Genomic DNA, 20,455 nt, shown 5'->3' with positions numbered 1-20,455 from the left:
GGCAATGCCGGTATCGGACGGCGCGGGGGACCGTCCGATACCGGTGCCGGCGCCGGCCGGTTCACCGTCGGAACGCCTCCCCGAGGCCCGCCGTGACCCGCTGTCAGACCGCGGGAAGCAGCGCCGAGAGCCCGGGCGCGAACGTCACCAGCAGCGGCACCGCCGGCAGCAGCGTGGCGTAGGCGGTCAGCCGCGCCCGGCGCGGCGGGGACAGCCGCTCGGCCGGCCGCAACAGGCGGCGCACCCGGTGCCGCACGAGCCCGTGCCGCGCGGCCGCCCGGCCGAAGACGCCCCGGTCCTCGTTGAGCCCGACCAGCGCCAGGGCGGTGGTCAGCCGGCCGAACCGGCGGGAGGCCACGTCGTCCGCGGCCAGCTCGACCAGCCGGTGCACCTGCTGCCGGAAGCCCGCGAACACCGGCACCCCGGGGAAACCCCTGGCCAGCGCCCCCGAGCAGTGCAGCAACCAGTGGTGCCTGGCCCGCGCGTGCCCCTGCTCGTGCGCCAACACCGCGTCCAACTGCCGTCGGTTCAGGCGCCGCAGCGCCCCCGTGGTGATCACCAGCCGCGGCACCGATCCCGGCAGGGCCCAGGCGTCGGGGCGGGCGTCCTCCCACACGATCAACCGGTCGACCGCCTCGTCCTCCTCACCTGGCAGCCGCGGCGCGCGCGCCAGCAGCTCCACGCGCCGGCGGCGCCGCTCCGCCCTGGCCGCGCGCACCTCCCGGGTCAACATCACCGCCGTCCAGGCCCCGCCGCCGGCGAGCAGCAGCGCCAGGGCCGCCGGCCACCGCTCGCCCGCGGCGTGCAGCGCGTAGGCGTCCACCACCCGGGTCGGCGCCGGCGCGAACAGCTGGCCGCGCACCTCGTGCCAGGCCGCGGCGCCCGACAGCGCCATGGCGAGCACACAGCAGAGCAACACCGCCACGACCACGCACTGCCACACCCACAGCGCGAGCACCGGTTCCCGGTCCGGCCAGGAACCCCGGGCCAGCACGCGCGGCGCCATCGCCGCGGTGAGGCCGCCCAACACGAGCAACGTGATGGCGATCACCATGTCATCAGAGTAGGACCGACCCCTCCGGCGGGGAACGGCGCGGGGCCAACGTTCACAGGCCGATGAGCATGGCCACCATGGCCACCGCGAGCGCCAGCCGGCAGGCCGCCGCCACCTCGGGCGGCCGCCGGACGGCCCCCGCCGCGGCCACCACCTCACCGGTCGGCAGCAGCCGTGGCGCGCTGCGCAGCGCGTAGCCGGCGAAGTAGACCAGCAACACCCCGGTGAACACCGGAAGTCCGGCCGGCGCCTGGTGGCCGGCGTGAGCCGCGGGTGCGCCGGCCATCGCCACCGCCGCGTACGACATCGCCAGCGCCTCGACGAGATGGTGCCCCCGGTGCGTCCCCTCGGCCACCAGCAGCGCGGCGCCGCACACCGCCACCGCCGCGCACGCGACGTGGAACGCCGGCGGCCACGGCGCCGCCACCGGCACCGCCATCGCCGCCATGCCGAGGCCCATCACCCCCTCAGCCCCGGCCGCGATCGCCTGCCGGGCGCCGCCCCCGCCGGCCCGCGCGAGCAGCAGGCAGTAGCCGCCGGTCAGGCCGCACAGCGCCACCACCAACCAGCCCACCACCGCAGGCCCGTGCATCGCCCACCTCCCGCGCCGCCCGTCCGGAAGGCTGCCCACCCGGCGCCCGGGTACCGGGGCGCACACCGGGCGAGGGGGAGTGCGCGGGCGCGCGCTACGATGCGGGGCTGTGACGGTGAAGACGGACCTCAAGTTCCGCCCGGCCGGGGAGGCCGACGTACCGGCGCTCGTGGCGCTGGTGGAATCGGCCTACCGGGGCGACGCGAGCCGGGCCGGCTGGACCACCGAGGCGGATCTGCTCGACGGCCAGCGCACCGACCCCGAGGGCGTGCGCGCCGTCATCACCGCCCCGGGCAGCCAGCTGCTCGCCGTGCTGCGCGACGACGACCTGGTGGCCTGCTGCCACCTGGAGCGCCGCGTCGACCCCTCGGGCCTGGTCGCCGGCTACTTCGGCATGTTCGCGGTTCGTCCAGGGCTCCAGGGCGGGGGAGTGGGCCGGCAGGTGCTGGCCGAGGCCGAGCGCCGGGCCGCCGCCGAGTGGGGCGCCCGCGAGATGCGGATGCGGGTGATCTCGGCCCGCGACGAGCTGATCGCCTGGTACGAGCGGCGCGGCTACACCCGCACCGGGCGGCTGGCGCCCTTCCCCTACGGCGACGAGCGCTTCGGCATCCCCCGCCGGTCCGACCTGGCGTTCGAGCTGCTGGTCAAGCCCCTGACCTGATCGCCGCCACGATCTCCGGCTCGTCGGTCACCACGCCGTCGAGCCCCAGCTCCCGCGCCACGGCCAGCTCGGCCGGGGTGTTCACCGTCCAGCTGATGACGCCGATCCCGGCCGCCCGGCACCGCGCGACCACGTCCGCGGACAGCCTCGCGAACTCGCACGACACCAGCCGCGCACCCAGCTCGACCGCCCGCTCGGGGGCGGTGTCCGTCGACCGCCCCGTGATCAGGCCGATCGCCACCTCGGGCAGCAGCTCCCTGGTCTCGCGCAGCGCCTCGGCGTGGAACGAGATCACCGTCACCCGGTCGCCGAGCCCGCGTTCCACGATCACCGCAGCCAGCGCCCTGGCCGCCGCCTGGTCCTTGATCTCCGCCTGAATCGGCGCCCCCACCGCGTCCACCACCTCGGTGAACAGCGGGACGCGCTCGCCGAGCCCGGCGTCAAGACCCCGCAGCTCCGCGAGCGTCAGGTCCTTGACGGCGCCGCTCCCGTCGGTGGTGCGGTCCACCGAGGCGTCGTGGATCACCACCAACTCCCCGTCCCTGCTGAGGTGCAGGTCGAGCTCGATGGCATCGAGCGCCATCCGGTCGGCGCGGCGGAACGAACGGAGGGTGTTCTCGGGTTCCGCGCCCATGAGCCCGCGGTGCCCGATGGTCTGTAGCGACATGCCGCGACCCTAGCCATCCCCGGTTGCCGCGCCCCGAACGTCGGGCGACGCGCCGACGCCGGGCGTTTCCCGGATCACCGGTTGAACGAAGGATTCGCTGCGGATACCGTGTTAGTACAAGAATTTCTGCTGTGGAGGATGGGTCATGACGGAAACTTTGGCGTCCCTCACCTCTGGGGGCGACACCGCCGAGCCCGAGCGGGTGGTCGCGAGGCCCGCCTGGCACGCCCTGAAGCGGGCCGTCGAGGCCGTCCGTCCCGCCCAGTCCAAGGACGGCTCGGTGGACTTCTCGGCCGAGGGCGCGCCCACCCCCGCGCAGCTGACCCGGGAGATCGACCGCGTCGTCGCCGCCGTCCAGGAGCTCGCCCCGCTGCTGCCGCACGACGCGGCCTACCACCAGGCCCTCGTCGCCGACCTCCGCCGCTGGGCGGACGACGGCTTCGGCGTGCCCGACTTCCTCGACTCGCTGCTCGCCTTCCACCCGGCCGCCGACCGCGCCGACGGGCGCCAGCACCTGGTGGTCTTCCCGATGTACACGCAGAACGGCAACCCCGACCGCAACCTGGAGGCCGTGGTCCTGCGCGTCGTCTGGCCCGACTGGCTGGCCAGGCTGGAGCGGGAGCGCTTCGACAACCCGATGTTCCTCGGCATCACCTTCGAGGACTTCACCCCGGGCTACGACACCAACTCAGCCGTGCTGTTCCCCGAGACCATCGCCGTGCGCGAGGCACCCGCGCGCTTCTCCTGGGGCGGCATCTTCTGCGACCGCGAGGCGGCCCGCTTCCGCCGGGTCGTCGGCGCCGCATGCGACGTCACCAGCCTGCGCCTGCCCGAGGACGCGACCGGACTCCTCACCGACCAGGAGCGCTGCCAGCATACGTTCGTCCTCTGGGACATGATCCACGACCGCACCCACAGCCACGGCGACCTGCCGTTCGACCCCTTCATGATCAAGCAGCGCCAGCCCTTCTGGATGTACGGCCTCGAGGAGCTGCGCTGCGACCTCACCGCCTTCCACGAGGCCGGCAGGCTCGCCGCCGACGGCCACCCGCAGGGCCGCGACGTCCAGTACGCCATGCTGCTCGACCGGCTCTTCCGCTTCCCCGTCACCGGCGCCCGGGTCCGCAACTACGACGGCCTCGGCGGCCAGCTGCTCTTCGCCTACCTGCACCAGCACGACGCGCTCCGCTGGACCGACAACCGGCTGAGCATCGACTGGGCGCTCGCCCGCGAGGTCACCGCCCGGCTCCGCGAGGAGATCGAGACCCTCTACCGCCAGGGCATCGACCGCCCCAAGCTGGTGCACTGGTTCAAGGCGTACGAGTTGGTCTCCCGCCACCTCGCCCCGCACCCGGGCTCCACCTGGGCCAAGGGGCCCGACGCCCTCGACCTCAGCCTCCCGCCCCGCAAGCTGGTCGACGAGGTGCTCCCCGACGAGTTCCCGCTGAGCCTGTTCTACGAGGCACTGGCCAGGAAGCTCAGGAAGGTCGTCGAGTCCACCCGGGGCATCACCGCGGCCGCCCCCGCCGCCAGCGCGGCGTGAGCCCGCGGCCGGGGCGGGGCATGATGGACCCATCGAGGAGGCGAACATCATGAGCACCACCACTCCCGGGAGCCCCCGCAACGGCGGCCCGCTCGAAGGCGCCGTCGTCGCGGTCGCCGGCGCCGGCGGCGCCGCCGGCCACGCCGTCATGCTGCGCCTCGCCCAGGCCGGCGCGACCGTCGTGGCCGCCGACGCGGACGCCCAACGGCTGGCCGCCGGCGTCGACGCGGCCCGCTTCGCACACGGTGGCGCCACCGTCATCGGCGACACCATCGACCTGCTCCACCTGGCGGCCACCCGCGACTGGGCCGCCAAGATCCTCAAGGACTACGGCCGAGTCGACGGGCTCGTCCACCTCGTGGGCGGCTGGCGCGGCTCGGCCACCTTCGCCGAGACCGACCTCGCCGACTGGGACCTCCTCCACGACCTGCTGCTGCGCACCGTCCAGCACACCTCGCTCGCCTTCGAGGCGCCGCTGGCCCGCGGCGGCAACGGCCGTTTCGTGCTGGTCAGCGCCGCCGGCGCGGCCCGCCCCACCGCGGGCAACGCCGCCTACGCCGCCGCCAAGGCGGCGGCCGAGGCATGGACCCTGGCCCTGGCCGACGGCTTCCGCAAGACCGCGGACGGCGGCCCGCCGCCCGCCGCCGCGAGCATCGTCGTCGTCAAGGCCCTCGTCAACGACGCGATGCGCGCGGAGCGGCCGGAGGCCAGATTCGCCGGGTTCACGGACGTCCGGGACCTGGCCGAGTCGATCGGCCAGCTCTGGTCCAAGCCCACCGAGGAAGTGAACGGAACCCGCCTGTGGCTCACTCCCCAGCCCTGACCACCACCGACGCGACACGTCACCACGACCCGGCCGTCCGCGGTTTCGCCAGCGACAACTACTCCGGCGCCCACCCGGAGATCCTGGCCGCACTCGCCCTGGCCAACGGCGGCCACCAGCCCGCCTACGGGGCCGACGCCTACACCGAGCACCTGCAGGGCGTCTTCCGGGCCCACCTCGGCCCGGCGGCCGAGGTCTACCCCGTCTTCAACGGCACCGGCGCCAACGTCGTCGCCCTCCAGGCGCTCACCGACCGCTGGGGCGCCGTCATCACCGGCGACACCGCCCACATCCACACCGACGAGTGCGGCGCCCCCGAGCGGGTCGGCGGCCTCAAGCTCCTGACCGTGCCCACCCTGGACGGCAAGCTCACCCCCGAGCTCATCGCCCGGCAGGCGTTCGGCTTCGAGGACGAGCACCGTGCCATGCCGCAGGTGGTCTCCCTCACCCAGACCACCGAGCTCGGCACCCGCTACACGCCCGACGAGATCCGCGCCATCTGCGAGTTCGCGCACGAGCGCGGCATGACCGTCCACCTGGACGGCGCCCGGATCGCCAACGCGGCCGCCGCCCTCGACCTGCCGCTGCGCGCCTTCACCACCGACGTCGGCGTGGACGTGCTCTCCTTCGGCGGCACCAAGAACGGCATGCTCTTCGGCGAGGCCGTCGTGCTCCTCACCCCCGACGTGGCCCGCCGGATGCGCCACGTGCGCAAGCTCTCCATGCAGCTCTCCGCCAAGATGCGCTTCGTCTCCGTGCAGTTCGAGGCGCTGCTCGCCGGCGACCTGTGGCTGCGCGGCGCCCGCCACGCCAACGCCATGGCGCGCCGGCTCGCCGACGGGGTGCGCGCGGTCGACGGGGTGCGGATCCTCCACCCGGTGGAGTCCAACGGCGTGTTCGCCAGGCTCCCGCACGACGTGAGCGAGCGCCTCCAGAAGCGCTACCGCTTCTACTTCTGGGACGAGGCGGCCGGCGACGTGCGGTGGATGTGCTCCTTCGACACCACCGAGCAGGACGTCGACGGCTTCGTCACCGCCCTGCGCGAGGAGATGGCCCGCTAGGGCACCCGGCCAACGGGGTTCCGCGCCGACCCGGCGCGGAACCCCGCGAGCCTCGTGCCTAGACGGCGTGCGCGGGCGGCGGGGCCGTGCCGCCCAGGTGCGCCGGGAGCCACCAGGTGTCCTCCGCGTTCCGCGGAGTGGCCGGATAGGCGCGCTGCGCGGCCTCCAGGAGCTCCTGGACGCGATCCCGCACCCGGTCGGAGACCGTGCCCGCGGGTTCGTCCGGATCCACCGCCATCGGCGAGCCTATCCGGATGGTGATCGGGAAGTGGTTGCGCCGCAGATCCCGCTTGCGGCCCTTGGTCCACAGCCGCTGCGTGCCCCACAGCGCGACCGGGAGGATCGGCACCCCGGTCTGCTGGGCCATCCGCGCCGCCCCCGACTTGAACTTCTTCAGCGTGAAGGACGGTGAGATGGTCGCCTCGGGGAACACCCCGACTATCTCGCCGTCCTTCAACGCCGTCAGCGCGTGCCGGAAGGACGCCTCGCCCTGGGCCCGGTCCACCGGAATGTGCTTCATGGCCCGCATCAGCGGACCCGACACCCGGTGCTTGAAGACCGACTCCTTGGCCATGAAGCGGACCAGCCGCTTGGCCGGTCGGGCCGCGAACCCGGCGAAGACGAAGTCCAGGTACCCGATGTGGTTGCTCACCAGTACGGCGCCGCCGGTGCGCGGCACATGCTCGCTACCGGCGATGTCGAAGCGCAGGTCGAGCGCCTTGAACATCGTCCGCGCGGCGGCGATCACCGGCGGGTAAACGAACTCTGGCATGCGGAGGGCCCCTCTTCTGTGCTTCGAACCTACGCCTGCGTAACTTGCGGCGACGCCGAATGGTGCCCCAAAGCCGGCAGAATCGCCAGTCCTCCGGCGTCGTCGAGCCAGCACGGCGGGAATGAAACCGCCCCGCCGGGTGCTGCCGCTCGGCGAGGGAACCGTGGCGAGGCGCGGAACCGGGAAGCGGAGGGCGAGAGGCACGATGAGCGAACCGACACCGCCCGAGCGCCTGGACGCGGCGCTGCTGGGCGCGGGACCGCTGGGCCGGCGCGCCACGTTGGTGCAGTTCTCCACCGCGTTCTGCCAGCCCTGCCGGGCCACCCGCCGGATCCTGGCGGGCGTCGCGGCCATGGTGGACGGCGTCGGGCACCTCGAGATCGACGCCGAGTCCCGACTCGACCTGGTGCGGGCCCTGGAGATCTCCGGCACTCCCACGGTGCTCGTGCTGGACGCCGAAGGGCGCGTGGTGCGCCGGGCCGTCGGCCAGCCCCGGCAGGCCGACGTCATCGCCGCCCTGGGCGCGGCGATCACCGGCTGATCCGGGGCGCGGTCCGACAATACGCACGTAGGCAAGGTCACAGTGAGACATGCTTGCCTGTGGGGGATACCCTTGGTTGTACTGGCCAGTAACAACCGGGTCGATCTTGCCCTTGCCCCTGTGTGCGGACCGATAGCAGTAGGAGAGCCGGCGTGAGCCTGAGGATCGTTGTCTGTGTGAAGTACGTGCCCGACGCCACCGGCGACCGACGGTTCGCCGACGACCTGACCACCGACCGGGAGGCCGTGGACGGGCTGCTCTCGGAGCTCGACGAGTACGCGGTCGAACAGGCCCTGCGGATCGCCGAAGGCCAGCGGCAGGCCGGCGAGGAGGCCGAGGTCACCGTCGTCACCGTCGGCCCGGAGGACGCGACGGACGCGCTGCGCAAGGCCCTGTCGATGGGCGCCGACAAGGCCGTGCACGTCGAGGACGACGACCTGCACGGCACCGACGTCATGGGCACCTCGCTGGTGCTCGCCAAGGCCGTCGAGCACACCGGCTACGACCTCGTCGTCTGCGGCATGGCCTCCACCGACGGCGGCATGGGCGTGCTGCCCGCGCTGCTCGCCGAGCGCCTCGGCGTCCCGCAGGCCACGCTGCTCTCCGAACTCTCCGTCGCCGAGGGAAAGGTGACCGGCCGTCGCGACGGCGACGCCGCCACCGAGCGCCTGCAGGCCGAACTGCCCGCCGTCATCTCCGTCACCGACCAGTCGGGAGAGGCCCGCTACCCCTCGTTCAAGGGGATCATGGCCGCCAAGAAGAAGCCCGTGGAGACCCTGGACCTGGAGGACCTCGGCATCGAGGCCGAGGAGGTCGGCCTCGACGGCGCCTGGACCGCGGTCGAGTCCGCCACCGAGCGCCCCGCCCGCACCAAGGGCGAGATCGTCACCGACGACGGCGAGGGCGGCAAGCGGCTCGCGGCCTTCCTGGCCGAGCGCAAGTTCGTCTGACCGCCGCCACCCGCCGACCGCCCGCACCTTCCCGCTGGAGACGTATTCCCATGGCTGAAGTCCTCGTCTACACCGACCACCTGGACGGCGCCGTCCGCAAGCCGACCCTGGAACTGCTGACCCTCGCCCGCCGCCTCGGCGACCCGGTCGCCGTCGTCCTCGGCCCCGGCGCGGACGCCGCGGCCCCGGCGCTCGCCGAGCACGGCGCCGCCCGGATCCTCACCGCCGACGCCCCGGAGTTCGCCGACTACCTGGTGGTGCCCAAGGTCGACGCGCTGCAGGCCGCCTACCAGGCGGTCTCCCCGGTCGCCGTCCTCGTGCCCTCGTCGGGCGAGGGCAAGGAGATCGCCGCCAGGCTCGCCGTCCGCGTCGGCGCCGGCCTCATCACCGACGCCATCGACGTGGCCCAGGGCGACGAGGGGCCGGTCGCCACCCAGTCGGTGTTCGCCGCCGCCTTCACCACCACCTCCCGCGCCGCCAAGGGCACCCCGGTCGTCACCGTCAAGCCCAACTCGGCGCCGGTCGAGGCCGCGCCGGCGGCCGGCACCGTGGAGCCGCTCGACGTCACCTTCGGCCCACTGGCCACCGGCACCCGGATCGTCTCCCGCAGCCCCCGCGAGTCCACCGGCCGCCCCGAGCTCACCGAGGCCGCCATCGTCGTCTCCGGCGGCCGTGGGCTCAACGGCGCCGAGAACTTCGCGCTGATCGAGGCACTCGCCGACACCCTCGGCGCCGCCGTCGGCGCCTCCCGGGCCGCCGTCGACGCCGACTGGTACCCGCACTCCCACCAGGTCGGCCAGACCGGCAAGTCCGTCTCGCCGCAGCTCTACATCGCCGTCGGCATCTCCGGCGCCATCCAGCACCGCGCCGGCATGCAGACCTCGAAGACCATCGTCGCCGTCAACAAGGACGCCGAGGCCCCCATCTTCGAGCTCGCCGACTACGGCGTGGTGGGCGACCTCTTCGACGTCGTCCCCGCCCTCACCGACGAGGTGAGGGCCCGCAAGGGCTGAGCCGCCCCCGCGGGCCCCGGGCGGCGTCCGCCCCGCACCCCGCTCAGGTGACGGTGGCGGGCGCCGCCCCACGCGTCCGGTCCCTGAACCGGCCTCGCCGCCGGCGCCTGGCCGGAGCGAGCTCCGCGCCCGACAGGGCGTCGGCCCGCCGGCTCGCCAGCCGGTCCAGCTCGTGCCCCGGCACCGTGGGCGGCGGGCCGCTGCCGTCGTCGTCGTTGAGCCGACCGATGGCGAGTCCGGCCAGCAGTTGGTAGTACTCCATGGTCTCCTCCGTTGGTTGACCGCCGTGGTTCCCCCGCGCCACCAGCGTCCGCCAGCCGCGTGACACGCCCTTTGCCCCTCGGTCAACCCTCCGTGCCCATCGGCCGCTCTGCCGTGAACGGGGTATGACGCGTCGGCTGTTGTGTTTCGGGTCGGTCGCCGGTTAGCTTCTGTCCACCGAATTCTTCAACGCAATGTTGAAACGCGCGGGCGGAGTGGTGCGGATGGCTCAGCGGACACCCCCGACGACCACCCTGACGGCGGCGGTCACCGCCGGCGTCGGTGCCTCGCTCGCCGCCGTCGACGCCGAGCTCGCCCACCGCTACCCGGGCGACCCCGGCACCCGCCAGCCGGTGCACACGGTCTACGTCCCGGCCGATCGCCTCACCGCTGACACCGTCCGCGAATGGGGCGACCGGGCCCGCGCGCTGCTCGCCGCCCACGCCCCGGACGCCGCGTCGTTCGCCGCGGTCCTCGGGCTCCCCGCGGAGCTCGCGGAACCCGTCCACCAGCGCCTCCACGCCAAGTTGGCCGCCGAGCCGGTCGAGGACCTCAGGATCGACTTCGAGGACGGCTACGGCCGACGCCCCGACGCCGAGGAGGACGCCGACGCCGCCAGGACCGCCAGGCTCGTCGCCCGGGCCACCGCCGACGGCACCGCGCCCCCTTTCGTCGGGCTGCGCATGAAGTGTCTGGAGGCCGACGTCCGCGACCGCGGCATCCGCACCCTCGACGTCTTCCTGACCACCCTGCTGGCCGAGGGCCCGGTGCCGCGCGGGCTCGCCATCACCCTGCCCAAGGTCTCCCGGCCGGAACAGGTCGCCGCGATGGCCACCCTCTGCCACGAGTTCGAGACCGCGGCCGGCCTCCCCGCCGGCCGGCTCGGCTTCGAGATCCAGATCGAGACCAGCCAGTCCGTCCTCGGCCCCGACGGCACCGCCACCGTCGCCCGCCTGATCGACGCCGCCGGGGGCCGCGCCACCGCCCTGCACTACGGCACCTTCGACTACAGCGCCGCCCTCGGCATCAGCGCCGCCCACCAGGCCCCCGACCACCCCGCCGCCGACCACGCCAAGGCCGTCATGCAGGTCGCGGCCGCCGGCACCGGGGTCCGCCTCTCCGACGGCTCGACCAACGTCCTGCCCACCGGGGACACCGCCCAGGTGCACGCCGCCTGGCGCCTCCACCACCGCCTGGTCGGCCGCGCCCTGGCCCGCGGCTACTACCAGGGCTGGGACATGCACCCCGGCCACCTGCCGACCCGCTACGCGGCCGTCTACGCCTTCTACCGCGACGGACTCGGGCCCGCCGCCGCCCGCCTCGCCGCCTACGCCGGCACCGCCCGGGAGGAGGGCCCCGCCACGGTGCTCGACGAGCCCGCCACCGCCCGCGCACTCGGCGACTTCCTGCTGCGCGGCCTGGACTGCGGCGCCCTCGACCCGGCCGAGGTCACCGACCGCACCGGCCTCAGCCGCACCCGCCTCACCGCCCTCGCCGGCCGCCGCGCCGGTTGAGCGCGCCGCCCCCGCCGGGCGCGTAGCGCAATTCACCGTGATCCGACTGGACAAGCCGGGCCGGCACAGATCAGGCTTCCTGCCCATGACCACTGATCTTGTCGCCGCCGTGGACATCGGCGGCACCAAAGTCGCGGGTGCCCTCGTGAACGGCACCGGCGACCTGCTCCACCGCGTCCAGGGCCCGACCAGGGCCAGGGAGTCGGCGGAGAACGTGCTGCGGGCCGTGACCGACGTCGTCACCCGGCTGACCGAACACGAGCTCTGGCACCGGGCCGTGGCCGTCGGCATCGGCAGCGCGGGCCCGGTCGACGCCCGCAACGGCACGGTCAGCCCGGTCAACATCCCCGCCTGGCGCGAGTTCCCGCTCGTCGAGGGCGTCCGCAAGATCACCGGCGCGCTCCCCATCAGCCTGGTCGGCGACGGCGCCGCCATCGCCGCGGGCGAGCACTGGACGGGCGCCGCCCGCGGGCGCTCCAACGCGCTCTGCATGGTGGTCTCCACCGGCGTCGGCGGCGGCCTGATCGTCGACGGTCGGCTCCGCCCGGGACCGACAGGCAACGCCGGCCACATCGGCCACATCAGCGTCGACTTCAACGGCGACCTCTGCCCCTGCGGCGGACGCGGCTGCGTGGAGCGCATCGCCAGCGGCACCAACATCGCGCGCTACGCCCAGGCCGCCGGCTGGCGGCCCGCCGAGCCCGACGGCGACGTGACCGCCGCCGGCGTGGCCGCGGCCGCCGCGACCGGCGACCCGATCGCCCTGGCGGCGTACGACCGCTCGGCCCGCGCCCTGGCCGCCGGCATCGCCGCCACCGCCACCCTGGTCGAGATCGAGACCGTGGTGGTCGGCGGCGGCGTGAGCCAGGCGGGCGAGGTGCTGTTCGGCCCGTTGCGCCGCGCCCTGCGGGAGTTCGCCACCCTGCCGTTCGTCAGGAACCTGGAGGTGGCGCCCGCTCAGCTCGGCACGGACGCCGGCCTGGTGGGCGCGGCGGCGGCCTGCTGGAGTGATCCGGATACGTTTTTGATCCGGGGGGAAGCGGGCAACTGACAGCAAGGGCGAAGAAGGAGGGGGATTAAGTGATCATCTGGCTGAACGGGGCGTTCGGCGCCGGCAAGACCACGGCGGCGCAGGAACTGCTCCATCTGCTGCCGGGCAGCACGCTCTACGACCCGGACCAGGTCGGTGCCGAGCTCTGGAAGATGCTGCCCAAGGAGCGGCTGGCCCAGGTGGACGACGTACAGGACCTGCCGGCGTGGCGGCGCCTCGTGGTGGACACCGCGGTGGCCCTGCTCGCCGAGATCCCCGGCCCGCTGATCGCCCCCATGACGCTGCTGGCACAGGAGCACAGGGACGAGATCTTCGGCGGGCTCGCCGCCCGCCGGATCCCGGTGCGCCACTTCCTCCTCCGCCCTGGCGAAACGTTTCTGCGGGCCCGGATAGACCAGCGCGCCACCGTCGAGGGGGACGCGGTGCGCACCTGGTGCCTGGGACACCTGCCGCAGTACGACGCGGCGCTCGGCTGGCTGAGCGCGGACGCGCACACCGTCGACACCTCGCGGCTGACGCCCCGGCAGACCGCCGAGCTGCTGGCCGAGGCCGTCCAGCGGGGGGAGGGCGCCTGCCCGATCGTGCAGTCGCCGCCACCGCGCGCCGAGACGCTCGCCGCCGGCGTGCTGCTCTTCGACGACCGGGACCGGGTGCTGCTGGTCGACCCCACCTACAAGCCGGGCTGGGAGTTCCCCGGCGGCGTCGTGGAGCCGGGCGAGGCGCCGGCCAGGGCCGCCCTCCGCGAGGTGGCCGAGGAACTCGGCCTGAGCCTCGGACACGAGCCCGCGCTGCTCGTCGTCGACTGGGAGCCGCCGAGCCCGACCCACTTCGGTGGGTTGCGGCTGCTCTTCGACGGCGGCCGCCTCGCCCCTGAGCGCACCAGGGAGTTGCTGCTGCCAGGCGAGGAGCTGCGCGACTGGTGCTTCGCCAGCGCCGAGGAGGCCGAGCAGCTGCTCTCGCCCAACCGGGTCGCCCGGCTGCGCTGGGCGCTGCGCGCCCGCGCCCAGGGGCGGGCGCTCAACCTGGAGGCCGGCGTGCCGGTCGGCGCCTGAGCGCTCCGCTTCAGGAACGGCGGGCCACTCCGGCAGGCGGTGGCTCGGTGCGCGGCCGGCCCGGCCGGCGGACGTCGGCCCCGTGCACCCGGCGGAGCGCGGCGTCACGCCCGACGTCGGGCCGACCGGCAAGCCGGCGCCCGAGGCGCGAACGCGCCCGGTGTCGAATCGCGGCGCGCCCGGGGCCGCTCTAGCGTGGCGAATGACGGCCCCGGACGGGGGACCCCTCCCACACGGCGGTGACCGCCATGCGCATACCGGACTCCATACCGGGGCCCGCGCCGGGCCCCCACCCCGACCCGTTCGACGGTGACGAACCGTCGGGCTGGGCCGCCAGGGCCGCCCTCGCCGCGGCCTCGGCCGTCCTGGCCCTCGGCGTCACCATGCTGTTCGCCGGCGCCGACGCGCCCGCGGGCCCCCCGCAGCCGGCGGTCGGCCAGGGCCTCGGCCACGTCCCGACGCCGCCCGACGGGGCCCTGGCCGAGGCCCTGCCGCCAGCCGTCCCCACCTGGCTGTCGATCCCTGCCATCGACGTGTCGGCCCCGCTCTCCCGGGTCGGCCTCGACCCCGAGGGCTGGCTCGAATCGCCCCCGCAGGAGGCCGGGAACGTGGCCGGCTGGTACGACGGCGCCCCGCCGCCCGGTGCCGCCGGCGCCGCGGTCGTCGTCGGCCACGTCGACAACGCCACCGGCCCCGCCGTCTTCTACGGCCTCGGCGCCCTGCGCCCCGGCGACGCCGTTGAGGTCGTCCGCGAGGACGGCCGCACGGCCCGGTTCACGGTCTACGACATCGTCGTCTACGACAAGGGCGCCGTGCCCGAGGACGTCTACCGAGGCACCGGCGCCGAACTCCGCGTCATCACGTGCGGCGGCACCTTCGACGAGGCCACCGGCTACAGCGGGAACGTCGTCGTCTTCGCCCGGCTGAGGGACGGTCGGTGACGCCAACGGCCCAGTGCCCTCACCCGGGTGCCGCTCCCGGGCGGTGCGTCGCCGACCCCGTGCCTAACGTCGGGAAGCGGGGCGACGCGCACTTCTCACGAAGGAGCCATTCCGATGACCACACCGCGAACCGCACTGGCCGCCACCGGGTTGAGCGCGATCCTGCTCACGTCCAGCGCGCCCGTCGCGCTCGCCCTGGCTCCGGCCCAGGCCACCACCTTCGGCTTCAGCGTCTCCCCGCAGACGGTGGTGCCCGGCGGGGTGGTGGACCTGACCGTCACCGGCTGCACCGACTCCGAGGCCACCGCCGAGTCCGCCGTGTTCGACCGGGTCGTCCTCGGCATGCCGGGGGAGACCCAGTCGGCGCGCACCACCGTCGACACCGACGCCCGGGTGGGCGCCCAGTTCACGGTCACCTTCACCTGCGGCTCCGAGACGGGCAGCGCCACCCTCACCATCGCCTCGCCCACGGCCTCGCCGAGCGCCAGCGCGTCCACCACCGCCAGCTCGACCACGCTGCCCACCCGCGGCGCGCAGGCCGGCGTCGGCGGCTCCGCGTCGGACGACGACACCATGCTGCTGGTCGGGGCCGGCCTCTCGATGGCCGCGGTCACCGCCGCCGCCGTGGTCATCAGGCGCCGCGCCGGCCGGCACAACTGACCGCGGGACGGGCCCCGTCGGCCGCCCGCGCTCAGCCCTGGGCGGCCGACGCGTAGCGGGCGAGGAACAGCGCCTCCGTCACCGACATCCGCTCCAACTCGTCGGGGGAGACGCTCTCGTCCACCGCGTGGATCCGGGCCGCCGGCTCGCTCAGCCCGATCAGCAGGATCTCGGCCTTCGGATAGAGCCCGGCCAGCGTGCTGGTCAGCGGGATCGAGCCGCCCTGGCCCACCACCGCCATCTCCACCCCGTCGTACGCCTCGCGCATGGCGGCGGCCATCGACGCGTACGCCGGGCTCGTGGTGTCGGCGCGGAACGCCTGCCCCTCGCCGGTCGCCCGCACCGTGACCCGGGCGCCCCACGGCGCCCTGGACTTCAGGTGCGCGCCGAGCAGTTCGCTCGCGGTCGAGGCGTCAACCCCGGGCGGCACCCGCAGGCTCACCAGCGCCCGGGCGCTGGCCTGCACCGAGGGCGTGGCGCCCACCACCGGCGGGCAGTCGATGCCGAGCACCGTGACGGCCGGCCGCGCCCACAGCCGGTCGGCCACCGAACCCGAGCCGATCAGCCCGACCCCGTCCAACACCCCGGCGTCGGCGCGGAACGTCTCCTCCGGGTAGTCGGTCCCCGCCCAACGGCCGTCCCCGGCCAGCCCGTCGACCACGGTGGAACCGTCCGCCGCCCGCAGCGAGTCGAGCACCCGGATCAGCGCGGCGAGGGCGTCGGGCGCGGCCCCGCCGAAGGCGCCCGAGTGCAGGTTGCCCGCCAGCGTGTCCACCTGGATCCGCACCATGGCCATGCCGCGCAGGATCGCCGTGACGGTCGGCTGCCCAGCGCGGAAGTTGCCGGTGTCGCCGATCACGATCGCGTCGGCCGCCAGCAGGTCGGGGTGCTGCTCGGCATAGCGCTCCAGGCCGCCGGTGCCCTGCTCCTCGGAACCCTCCACGATCACCTTGATCCCCACCGGGATACCGCCGTTGGCCCGCAGCGCGCGCAGCGCCAGCAGGTGCATCAACACCCCGCCCTTGCAGTCCGCCGCGCCCCGCCCGTACCACCGGCCGTCCCGCTCGGTCAGCTCGAAGGGCGGCGAGGTCCAGGCCGCCTCGTCGAGCGGCGGCTGCACGTCGTAGTGCGCGTACAGCAGCACGGTCGGCGCGCCCTCGGGGCCCGCCAACTCCCCGTACACCGAGACCGTGCCGTCCGGCGTCTCCAACAGCCGCACGTCCTCGAAGCCCTCGGCCATCAGCGCCCGCGCTATCCACTCGGCCGCGGCGACGCACTCGCGGGGCGGGAACTGCTCGGCGTCCGCCACGGAGCGGAACGCGACCAGTTCGGCGAGCTCCGCTCTGGCCCGCGGCATCAGGCCGGCGACTGTCCCGGAGATCGCGGCGTGCCGCGGGCTGTGCTCCATGAGAGGCTCCTTGTGAGGGCGGCGTGAGACAGCCGCGGGCGTCGGGTGCGCGGTGTCGGGGGGTGTCGCCGATCATCCCACAGCCCAGGTCGGCACACGGGTGATCGTAGGATGCCGTCCGGTGGTCAGAAGACGTACGCGACGGGGAGCTACAACACATCGTGAGCAGCGAGAACGAAGCCGGGGACCGGAGGGTGTGGGACGTCGTCGTGGTGGGCGCGGGCCCCGGTGGGGCCTCCGCCGCCCGGGCCGCGGCGGAGACCGGCCGGCGGGTGCTGCTGCTCGAGAAGGCGGAGTTGCCCCGCTACAAGACCTGTGGCGGTGGCATCATCGGCCCCACTCGGGACGCGCTGCCGCCCGGCTTCGAACTCCCGCTGCGTGACCGGGTGCACGCCGTCACGTTCTCGCTCAACGGCCGCCTGACGCGCACCCGTCGCTCCAAGCGGATGCTCTTCGGCCTGGTCAACCGGCCCGAGTTCGACCAGCGCCTGGTGGAGGCCGCGGTCAAGGCCGGGGCCGAGCTCCGCACCGGTGCCGCCGTCACCCGGGTCGAGCAGCACGGCCCCGCGGTGCCCGACCGGCGCACCGTGGCCGTGGTGTTGGCCGGCGGCGAGACGCTGCTGGCCAGGGCCGTGGTCGGCGCGGACGGCAGCGCGAGCCGGATAGGCGCGCACGTCGGGGTGCGCCTCGACCAGGTCGATCTGGGCCTGGAGTCCGAGATCCCGGTGCCGCCCGAGGTGGCCGGCGACTGGGCGGGCCGGGTGCTGATCGACTGGGGTCCGCTGCCCGGCTCCTACGGCTGGGTGTTCCCCAAGGGCGACACCCTGACCGTGGGCGTCATCTCGGCCCGCGGCGAGGGCGCGGCCACCAAGCGCTACCTGGAGGACTTCGTGGCCAGGCTCGGCCTCTCCGGCTTCGAGCCCAGCGTCTCCTCCGGGCACCTCACCCGATGCCGCACCGACGACTCGCCGCTCTCCCGCGGCCGGGTGCTGGTCTGCGGCGACGCTGCCGGGCTGCTCGAACCCTGGACGCGGGAGGGCATCTCCTTCGCGCTGCGCTCCGGCCGGCTGGCCGGGCAGTGGGCGGTGCGGATCGCCGAGGCCAACGACGCGGTGGACGCCCGCCGGCAGGCGCTCAACTACACCTTCGCCATCAAGAGCGGCCTCGGCGCCGAGATGGGGATCGGCCGCCGGCTGCTGTCCATGTTCGCCCACCGGCCCCGCCTGGTGCACACCGCGCTGATCGGGTTCCGGCCGGCCTGGACCGCGTTCGCCCAGATAACCCGCGGCTCCACCACGCTGGCCAGCATCGTCCGCACCCACCCGGTCGCCCGCCGCACCCTCGCGGCCCTCGACCGGGGCGAGCGCGCGGGGCAGAACGAGAAGCCGGGGGAGCCGGGGGCGTCCGGCCGATCCGACGCCTGAGGCGGGCCGTCGCGGCCACTCCGCGCGGAGTAGGCCGGGAGCCGACCACGGGCGGACGCCGCTTTCCCACTCGCGGAGCTAGCGTGGACGGGTGACATCCCATCCCGCGGCACCGCGCGACGCCCGGGCGGGCGAGGCGCGCGGCGCCCGGCTGCCCTGGCCTTCCAGCGCGGCCGTGCTCGCGATCCAGCTGGTCGGGTCGGGCTTCGCCGCCCACGGCCAGCCCGAGCGCGCCGCGCTGGACGCCGTCGGGCTGCTCCTGCTGGTCCTCGGCCCGCTGCTGCTGCTCGCCCGCCGGGCGCTGCCCCGGCTCGCCGCCTTCGGCGCCGCCGCGGTCACACTCGGCTACCTGGCGCTCGGCTACCCGTTCGGGCCGGTCTTCCTCAGCGTCGCCGTCGCCACCTGCCACGCCGTGACCGCCGGGCACCGGAGGGCTGCCGTCGGCGCGATGGCGCTGCTGTGGGCGGGGCTGCTGCTGACCGCGGAAGGGCCGCTGAACTGGGGCGAGGCGGCGGCCACGGCTGCCTGGATGGTGGCCGTGCTCGCCGTCTCGGAGGCGGTGCGCACCCGCCGTGAGCAGCGGGCCGCCGAGCGCGCCGAGCGGGCGGCCGCCGAGCGGCGCCGCGCCGACGAGGAGCGGCTGCGCATCGCGAGGGAGCTGCACGACGTCCTCGCGCACAGCATCTCCGTGATCAACGTGCAGGCCGGGATGGGCCTGGCCCTGCTGGACTCCGACCCCGAGCAGACGCGGACCGCGCTCACCACCATCAGGTCCGCCAGCCGCGAGGCGCTCGGCGAGGTGCGCCAGGTGCTCGACACCCTGCGCGCGCCCGGCGCGGCCCCGCGCACCCCGGCGCCCGGGCTCGACCGGCTCGCGGACCTCGCCGAGCAGGCGGCACACGCCGGGCTGCGCGTCGAGACCAGCACCGAGGGCACCCGGGCGCCGCTGCCGCCGGGCGCTGACCTCGCCGCCTTCCGGATCGTCCAGGAGGCGCTGACCAACGTCGTCCGCCACTCCGGCTCCCGCACCGCGCGGGTGCGGCTGAGCTACGCCCCCGAGCTGCTCGAACTCCGGGTCGACGACGACGGCCCGGCCACCGGCTCCGGGGGCGCCGGCGGTGGCGGCAGGGGGCTCCTCGGCATGCGGGAGCGTGCCGCCGCCCTCGGCGGCACCGTCACCGCCGGCCCACGGCCCGACGGCGGCTTCCGGGTCGTCGCGCGGCTGCCCCGCGTCGCGCCCGACCGGCCGACGGCGGGCGAGACCGGGATCGAGACCGGGACCGGGACCGGGATCAGGGGGACGACGTGATCCGGATCCTGCTCGCCGACGACCAGGTGCTGGTCAGGGCCGGCTTCCGGGCCCTGCTCGACGCCCAGCCCGACGTCGCGGTGGTGGCCGAGGCGGCCGACGGCGCGGCGGCCGTCGAGCTCACCCGCGCCCACCGGCCCGACCTGGTGCTGATGGACATCCGGATGCCGACGCTCGACGGGCTCGCCGCCACCCGGCTGATCACCGAGGACCCGGAGCTGCGGGCGGTGCGGGTGGTGATGCTCACGACGTTCGAGCTCGACGAGTACGTCTTCGAGGCGATCCGCTCCGGGGCCTCCGGCTTCCTGGTGAAGGACACCGAGCCGGACGAACTGCTGCGCGCCGTGCGGGCCGTGGTCGCCGGCGACGCGCTGCTCTCGCCCGGCGCCACCCGCCGGCTGATCGCCGAGTTCGCCGCCCGCTCCAGGGTGCCGGCCGGAACCGTCGACCTCGCCGAACTGACCGACCGGGAACGGGAGGTGATGGCGCTGGTGGGCATCGGCCTCTCCAACGACGAGATCGCCAGGCGGCTGGTCGTCTCGCCGCTCACCGCCAAGACCCACGTCAGCCGCGCCATGGTGAAGCTCGGCGCCCGCGACCGGGCCCAACTCGTCGTGATGGCCTACGAGTCGGGGTTGGTGCGGCCGGGCTGGCTGGGCTGAGCGGCCGGCTTGCGCCGCACGTACAGCTGCTTCCGCACCCGCGCCACCACCGTGCCGTCGGCGGCGGCCACCACGCAGTCGAACCACGGCAGCGCCTTGGCGCCGTCCGCCGTGGCCGCCCTGATCTCCTCGACCCGGTCCTCGGTCAGCTTGAACTCGACGTACACGTGGCCGCGGCCGGGGGAGACGTACTCGATCTCCGCCGCCTTGTCCCACACCACGTAGCCGGGGCCGATCCTGTGCAGCACCAACAGGGCCCAGAACGGATCGCACATCGAGTAGAGCGAGCCGCCGAACTGGGTCCCGAAGTAGTTCCGGTTGAGTCGTCCCAGCCGCAACTCGACCCGCGCGCTGCTCCAGTCGTCCGCGATGTCGAGCACCCGGATCCCGGCGGACCGGTAGGGCGGCCAGAAGCGCATCAGGCGCCGCAGGGTCCTCGGGCGCCGCCGGGGCCTCGGGCGGGGGGAACGTGCCATGCGGCGAAAGCTACCACGAG

At 74.7% G+C, this 20,455-nt stretch carries 22 protein-coding genes; 15 read left to right on the top strand and 7 right to left on the bottom strand.

Features of this window, described 5'->3' with window-relative positions; translation table 11 throughout:
- Positions 1 to 103 precede the first annotated feature (103 nt).
- Both ACYVPE_RS10630 and ACYVPE_RS10625 read right to left on the bottom strand, forming a co-directional pair.
- The gene (locus ACYVPE_RS10630; RefSeq protein ID WP_461033231.1) at positions 104 to 1,054 is read right to left on the bottom strand and encodes a M56 family metallopeptidase; all 951 of its coding nucleotides are present in this window, start codon (positions 1,052 to 1,054) and stop codon (positions 104 to 106) included.
- Between the two features lie 52 nt (positions 1,055 to 1,106).
- Positions 1,107 to 1,646, bottom strand: a complete 540-nt coding sequence (locus ACYVPE_RS10625; protein WP_461033230.1) for a DUF5134 domain-containing protein — start codon at positions 1,644 to 1,646, stop codon at positions 1,107 to 1,109.
- Between the two features lie 109 nt (positions 1,647 to 1,755).
- On the opposite strand from ACYVPE_RS10625, the gene ACYVPE_RS10620 reads away from it, so the two are divergent.
- Positions 1,756 to 2,307, top strand: coding sequence for a GNAT family N-acetyltransferase (locus ACYVPE_RS10620; protein WP_461033229.1), 552 nt, complete (start codon positions 1,756 to 1,758; stop codon positions 2,305 to 2,307).
- Here the strand turns inward: ACYVPE_RS10620 and ACYVPE_RS10615 are convergent.
- Positions 2,291 to 2,974: a glycerophosphodiester phosphodiesterase gene (locus tag ACYVPE_RS10615; RefSeq protein WP_461033228.1), complete on the bottom strand. Its 684-nt coding sequence runs from the start codon at positions 2,972 to 2,974 to the stop codon at positions 2,291 to 2,293. The genes ACYVPE_RS10620 and ACYVPE_RS10615 overlap by 17 nt on opposite strands.
- Before the next feature lie 145 nt (positions 2,975 to 3,119).
- Between ACYVPE_RS10615 and ACYVPE_RS10610 the strand changes: the two genes are divergently transcribed.
- The 3 genes from ACYVPE_RS10610 to ACYVPE_RS10600 are packed head-to-tail and all read left to right on the top strand — an operon-like array spanning position 3,120 to position 6,401.
- Positions 3,120 to 4,517, top strand: a complete 1,398-nt coding sequence (locus tag ACYVPE_RS10610) for a DUF6421 family protein (protein WP_461033227.1) — start codon at positions 3,120 to 3,122, stop codon at positions 4,515 to 4,517.
- Between the two features lie 49 nt (positions 4,518 to 4,566).
- Entirely contained in the window at positions 4,567 to 5,340 is a 774-nt protein-coding gene (locus tag ACYVPE_RS10605; RefSeq protein WP_461033226.1) for an SDR family NAD(P)-dependent oxidoreductase, read from the top strand.
- The gene (locus tag ACYVPE_RS10600) at positions 5,319 to 6,401 is read left to right on the top strand and encodes a threonine aldolase family protein (RefSeq protein WP_461033225.1); all 1,083 of its coding nucleotides are present in this window, start codon (positions 5,319 to 5,321) and stop codon (positions 6,399 to 6,401) included. The genes ACYVPE_RS10605 and ACYVPE_RS10600 overlap by 22 nt, the downstream gene beginning before the upstream one ends.
- 58 nt (positions 6,402 to 6,459) lie before the next feature.
- On the opposite strand, the gene ACYVPE_RS10595 is transcribed toward ACYVPE_RS10600, so the two are convergent.
- The gene (locus ACYVPE_RS10595; protein WP_461033224.1) at positions 6,460 to 7,173 is read right to left on the bottom strand and encodes a lysophospholipid acyltransferase family protein; all 714 of its coding nucleotides are present in this window, start codon (positions 7,171 to 7,173) and stop codon (positions 6,460 to 6,462) included.
- A gap of 205 nt (positions 7,174 to 7,378) precedes the next feature.
- On the opposite strand from ACYVPE_RS10595, the gene ACYVPE_RS10590 reads away from it, so the two are divergent.
- The 3 genes from ACYVPE_RS10590 (at position 7,379) to ACYVPE_RS10580 (ending at position 9,677) form a co-directional block, all read left to right on the top strand.
- Positions 7,379 to 7,714: a TlpA family protein disulfide reductase gene (locus ACYVPE_RS10590; RefSeq protein ID WP_461033223.1), complete on the top strand. Its 336-nt coding sequence runs from the start codon at positions 7,379 to 7,381 to the stop codon at positions 7,712 to 7,714.
- A gap of 152 nt (positions 7,715 to 7,866) precedes the next feature.
- Positions 7,867 to 8,664 carry an electron transfer flavoprotein subunit beta/FixA family protein gene (locus ACYVPE_RS10585; protein ID WP_461033222.1) on the top strand — a complete coding sequence of 266 codons (798 nt, stop codon included), beginning with the start codon at positions 7,867 to 7,869 and terminating at the stop codon, positions 8,662 to 8,664.
- A gap of 50 nt (positions 8,665 to 8,714) precedes the next feature.
- Entirely contained in the window at positions 8,715 to 9,677 is a 963-nt protein-coding gene (locus tag ACYVPE_RS10580; RefSeq protein ID WP_461033221.1) for an electron transfer flavoprotein subunit alpha/FixB family protein, read from the top strand.
- A gap of 43 nt (positions 9,678 to 9,720) precedes the next feature.
- Here ACYVPE_RS10580 and ACYVPE_RS10575 read toward each other — a convergent pair whose 3' ends face one another.
- Positions 9,721 to 10,005 carry a hypothetical protein gene (locus ACYVPE_RS10575; protein ID WP_461033220.1) on the bottom strand — a complete coding sequence of 95 codons (285 nt, stop codon included), beginning with the start codon at positions 10,003 to 10,005 and terminating at the stop codon, positions 9,721 to 9,723.
- A 157-nt stretch (positions 10,006 to 10,162) separates the two neighbouring features.
- Between ACYVPE_RS10575 and ACYVPE_RS10570 the strand changes: the two genes are divergently transcribed.
- The 5 genes from ACYVPE_RS10570 to ACYVPE_RS10550 all read left to right on the top strand — a co-directional run bounded on the left by ACYVPE_RS10570 (position 10,163) and on the right by ACYVPE_RS10550 (position 15,156).
- Positions 10,163 to 11,452, top strand: a complete 1,290-nt coding sequence (locus tag ACYVPE_RS10570; protein WP_461033219.1) for a DUF6986 family protein — start codon at positions 10,163 to 10,165, stop codon at positions 11,450 to 11,452.
- Positions 11,453 to 11,537: 85 nt separating this feature from the next.
- Entirely contained in the window at positions 11,538 to 12,503 is a 966-nt protein-coding gene (locus tag ACYVPE_RS10565) for an ROK family protein (RefSeq protein WP_461033218.1), read from the top strand.
- Positions 12,504 to 12,532: 29 nt separating this feature from the next.
- On the top strand, positions 12,533 to 13,555 hold the full coding sequence (locus ACYVPE_RS10560) for an NUDIX hydrolase (RefSeq protein ID WP_461033217.1): 1,023 nt from the start codon (positions 12,533 to 12,535) through the stop codon (positions 13,553 to 13,555).
- A gap of 383 nt (positions 13,556 to 13,938) precedes the next feature.
- The gene (locus tag ACYVPE_RS10555) at positions 13,939 to 14,496 is read left to right on the top strand and encodes a class F sortase (RefSeq protein ID WP_461033251.1); all 558 of its coding nucleotides are present in this window, start codon (positions 13,939 to 13,941) and stop codon (positions 14,494 to 14,496) included.
- 114 nt (positions 14,497 to 14,610) lie between these two features.
- Positions 14,611 to 15,156 (top strand): hypothetical protein, encoded by a 546-nt coding sequence (locus ACYVPE_RS10550; RefSeq protein WP_461033216.1) that lies wholly within the window; start codon positions 14,611 to 14,613, stop codon positions 15,154 to 15,156.
- A gap of 31 nt (positions 15,157 to 15,187) precedes the next feature.
- Here ACYVPE_RS10550 and ACYVPE_RS10545 read toward each other — a convergent pair whose 3' ends face one another.
- On the bottom strand, positions 15,188 to 16,564 hold the full coding sequence (locus ACYVPE_RS10545; RefSeq protein ID WP_461033215.1) for a M20/M25/M40 family metallo-hydrolase: 1,377 nt from the start codon (positions 16,562 to 16,564) through the stop codon (positions 15,188 to 15,190).
- A 161-nt stretch (positions 16,565 to 16,725) separates the two neighbouring features.
- Between ACYVPE_RS10545 and ACYVPE_RS10540 the strand changes: the two genes are divergently transcribed.
- From ACYVPE_RS10540 to ACYVPE_RS10530, 3 genes are all read left to right on the top strand, one after another.
- The gene (locus ACYVPE_RS10540) at positions 16,726 to 17,988 is read left to right on the top strand and encodes a geranylgeranyl reductase family protein (RefSeq protein ID WP_461033214.1); all 1,263 of its coding nucleotides are present in this window, start codon (positions 16,726 to 16,728) and stop codon (positions 17,986 to 17,988) included.
- Between the two features lie 91 nt (positions 17,989 to 18,079).
- Positions 18,080 to 19,297 (top strand): sensor histidine kinase, encoded by a 1,218-nt coding sequence (locus tag ACYVPE_RS10535; protein ID WP_461033213.1) that lies wholly within the window; start codon positions 18,080 to 18,082, stop codon positions 19,295 to 19,297.
- The gene (locus tag ACYVPE_RS10530; protein ID WP_461033212.1) at positions 19,294 to 19,959 is read left to right on the top strand and encodes a response regulator; all 666 of its coding nucleotides are present in this window, start codon (positions 19,294 to 19,296) and stop codon (positions 19,957 to 19,959) included. Before ACYVPE_RS10535 ends, ACYVPE_RS10530 begins: the two co-directional genes overlap by 4 nt.
- Here ACYVPE_RS10530 and ACYVPE_RS10525 read toward each other — a convergent pair.
- Positions 19,920 to 20,435, bottom strand: a complete 516-nt coding sequence (locus ACYVPE_RS10525) for a DUF4442 domain-containing protein (protein WP_461033211.1) — start codon at positions 20,433 to 20,435, stop codon at positions 19,920 to 19,922. The genes ACYVPE_RS10530 and ACYVPE_RS10525 overlap by 40 nt on opposite strands.
- Between the last annotated feature and the right edge of the window lie 20 nt (positions 20,436 to 20,455).

The sequence above is a fragment of the Streptomyces mayteni genome (genome assembly GCF_054783955.1).
The sequence above is the reverse complement of the archived record's forward strand: the minus strand, read 5'-3'. Positions and strand labels throughout refer to the sequence as shown.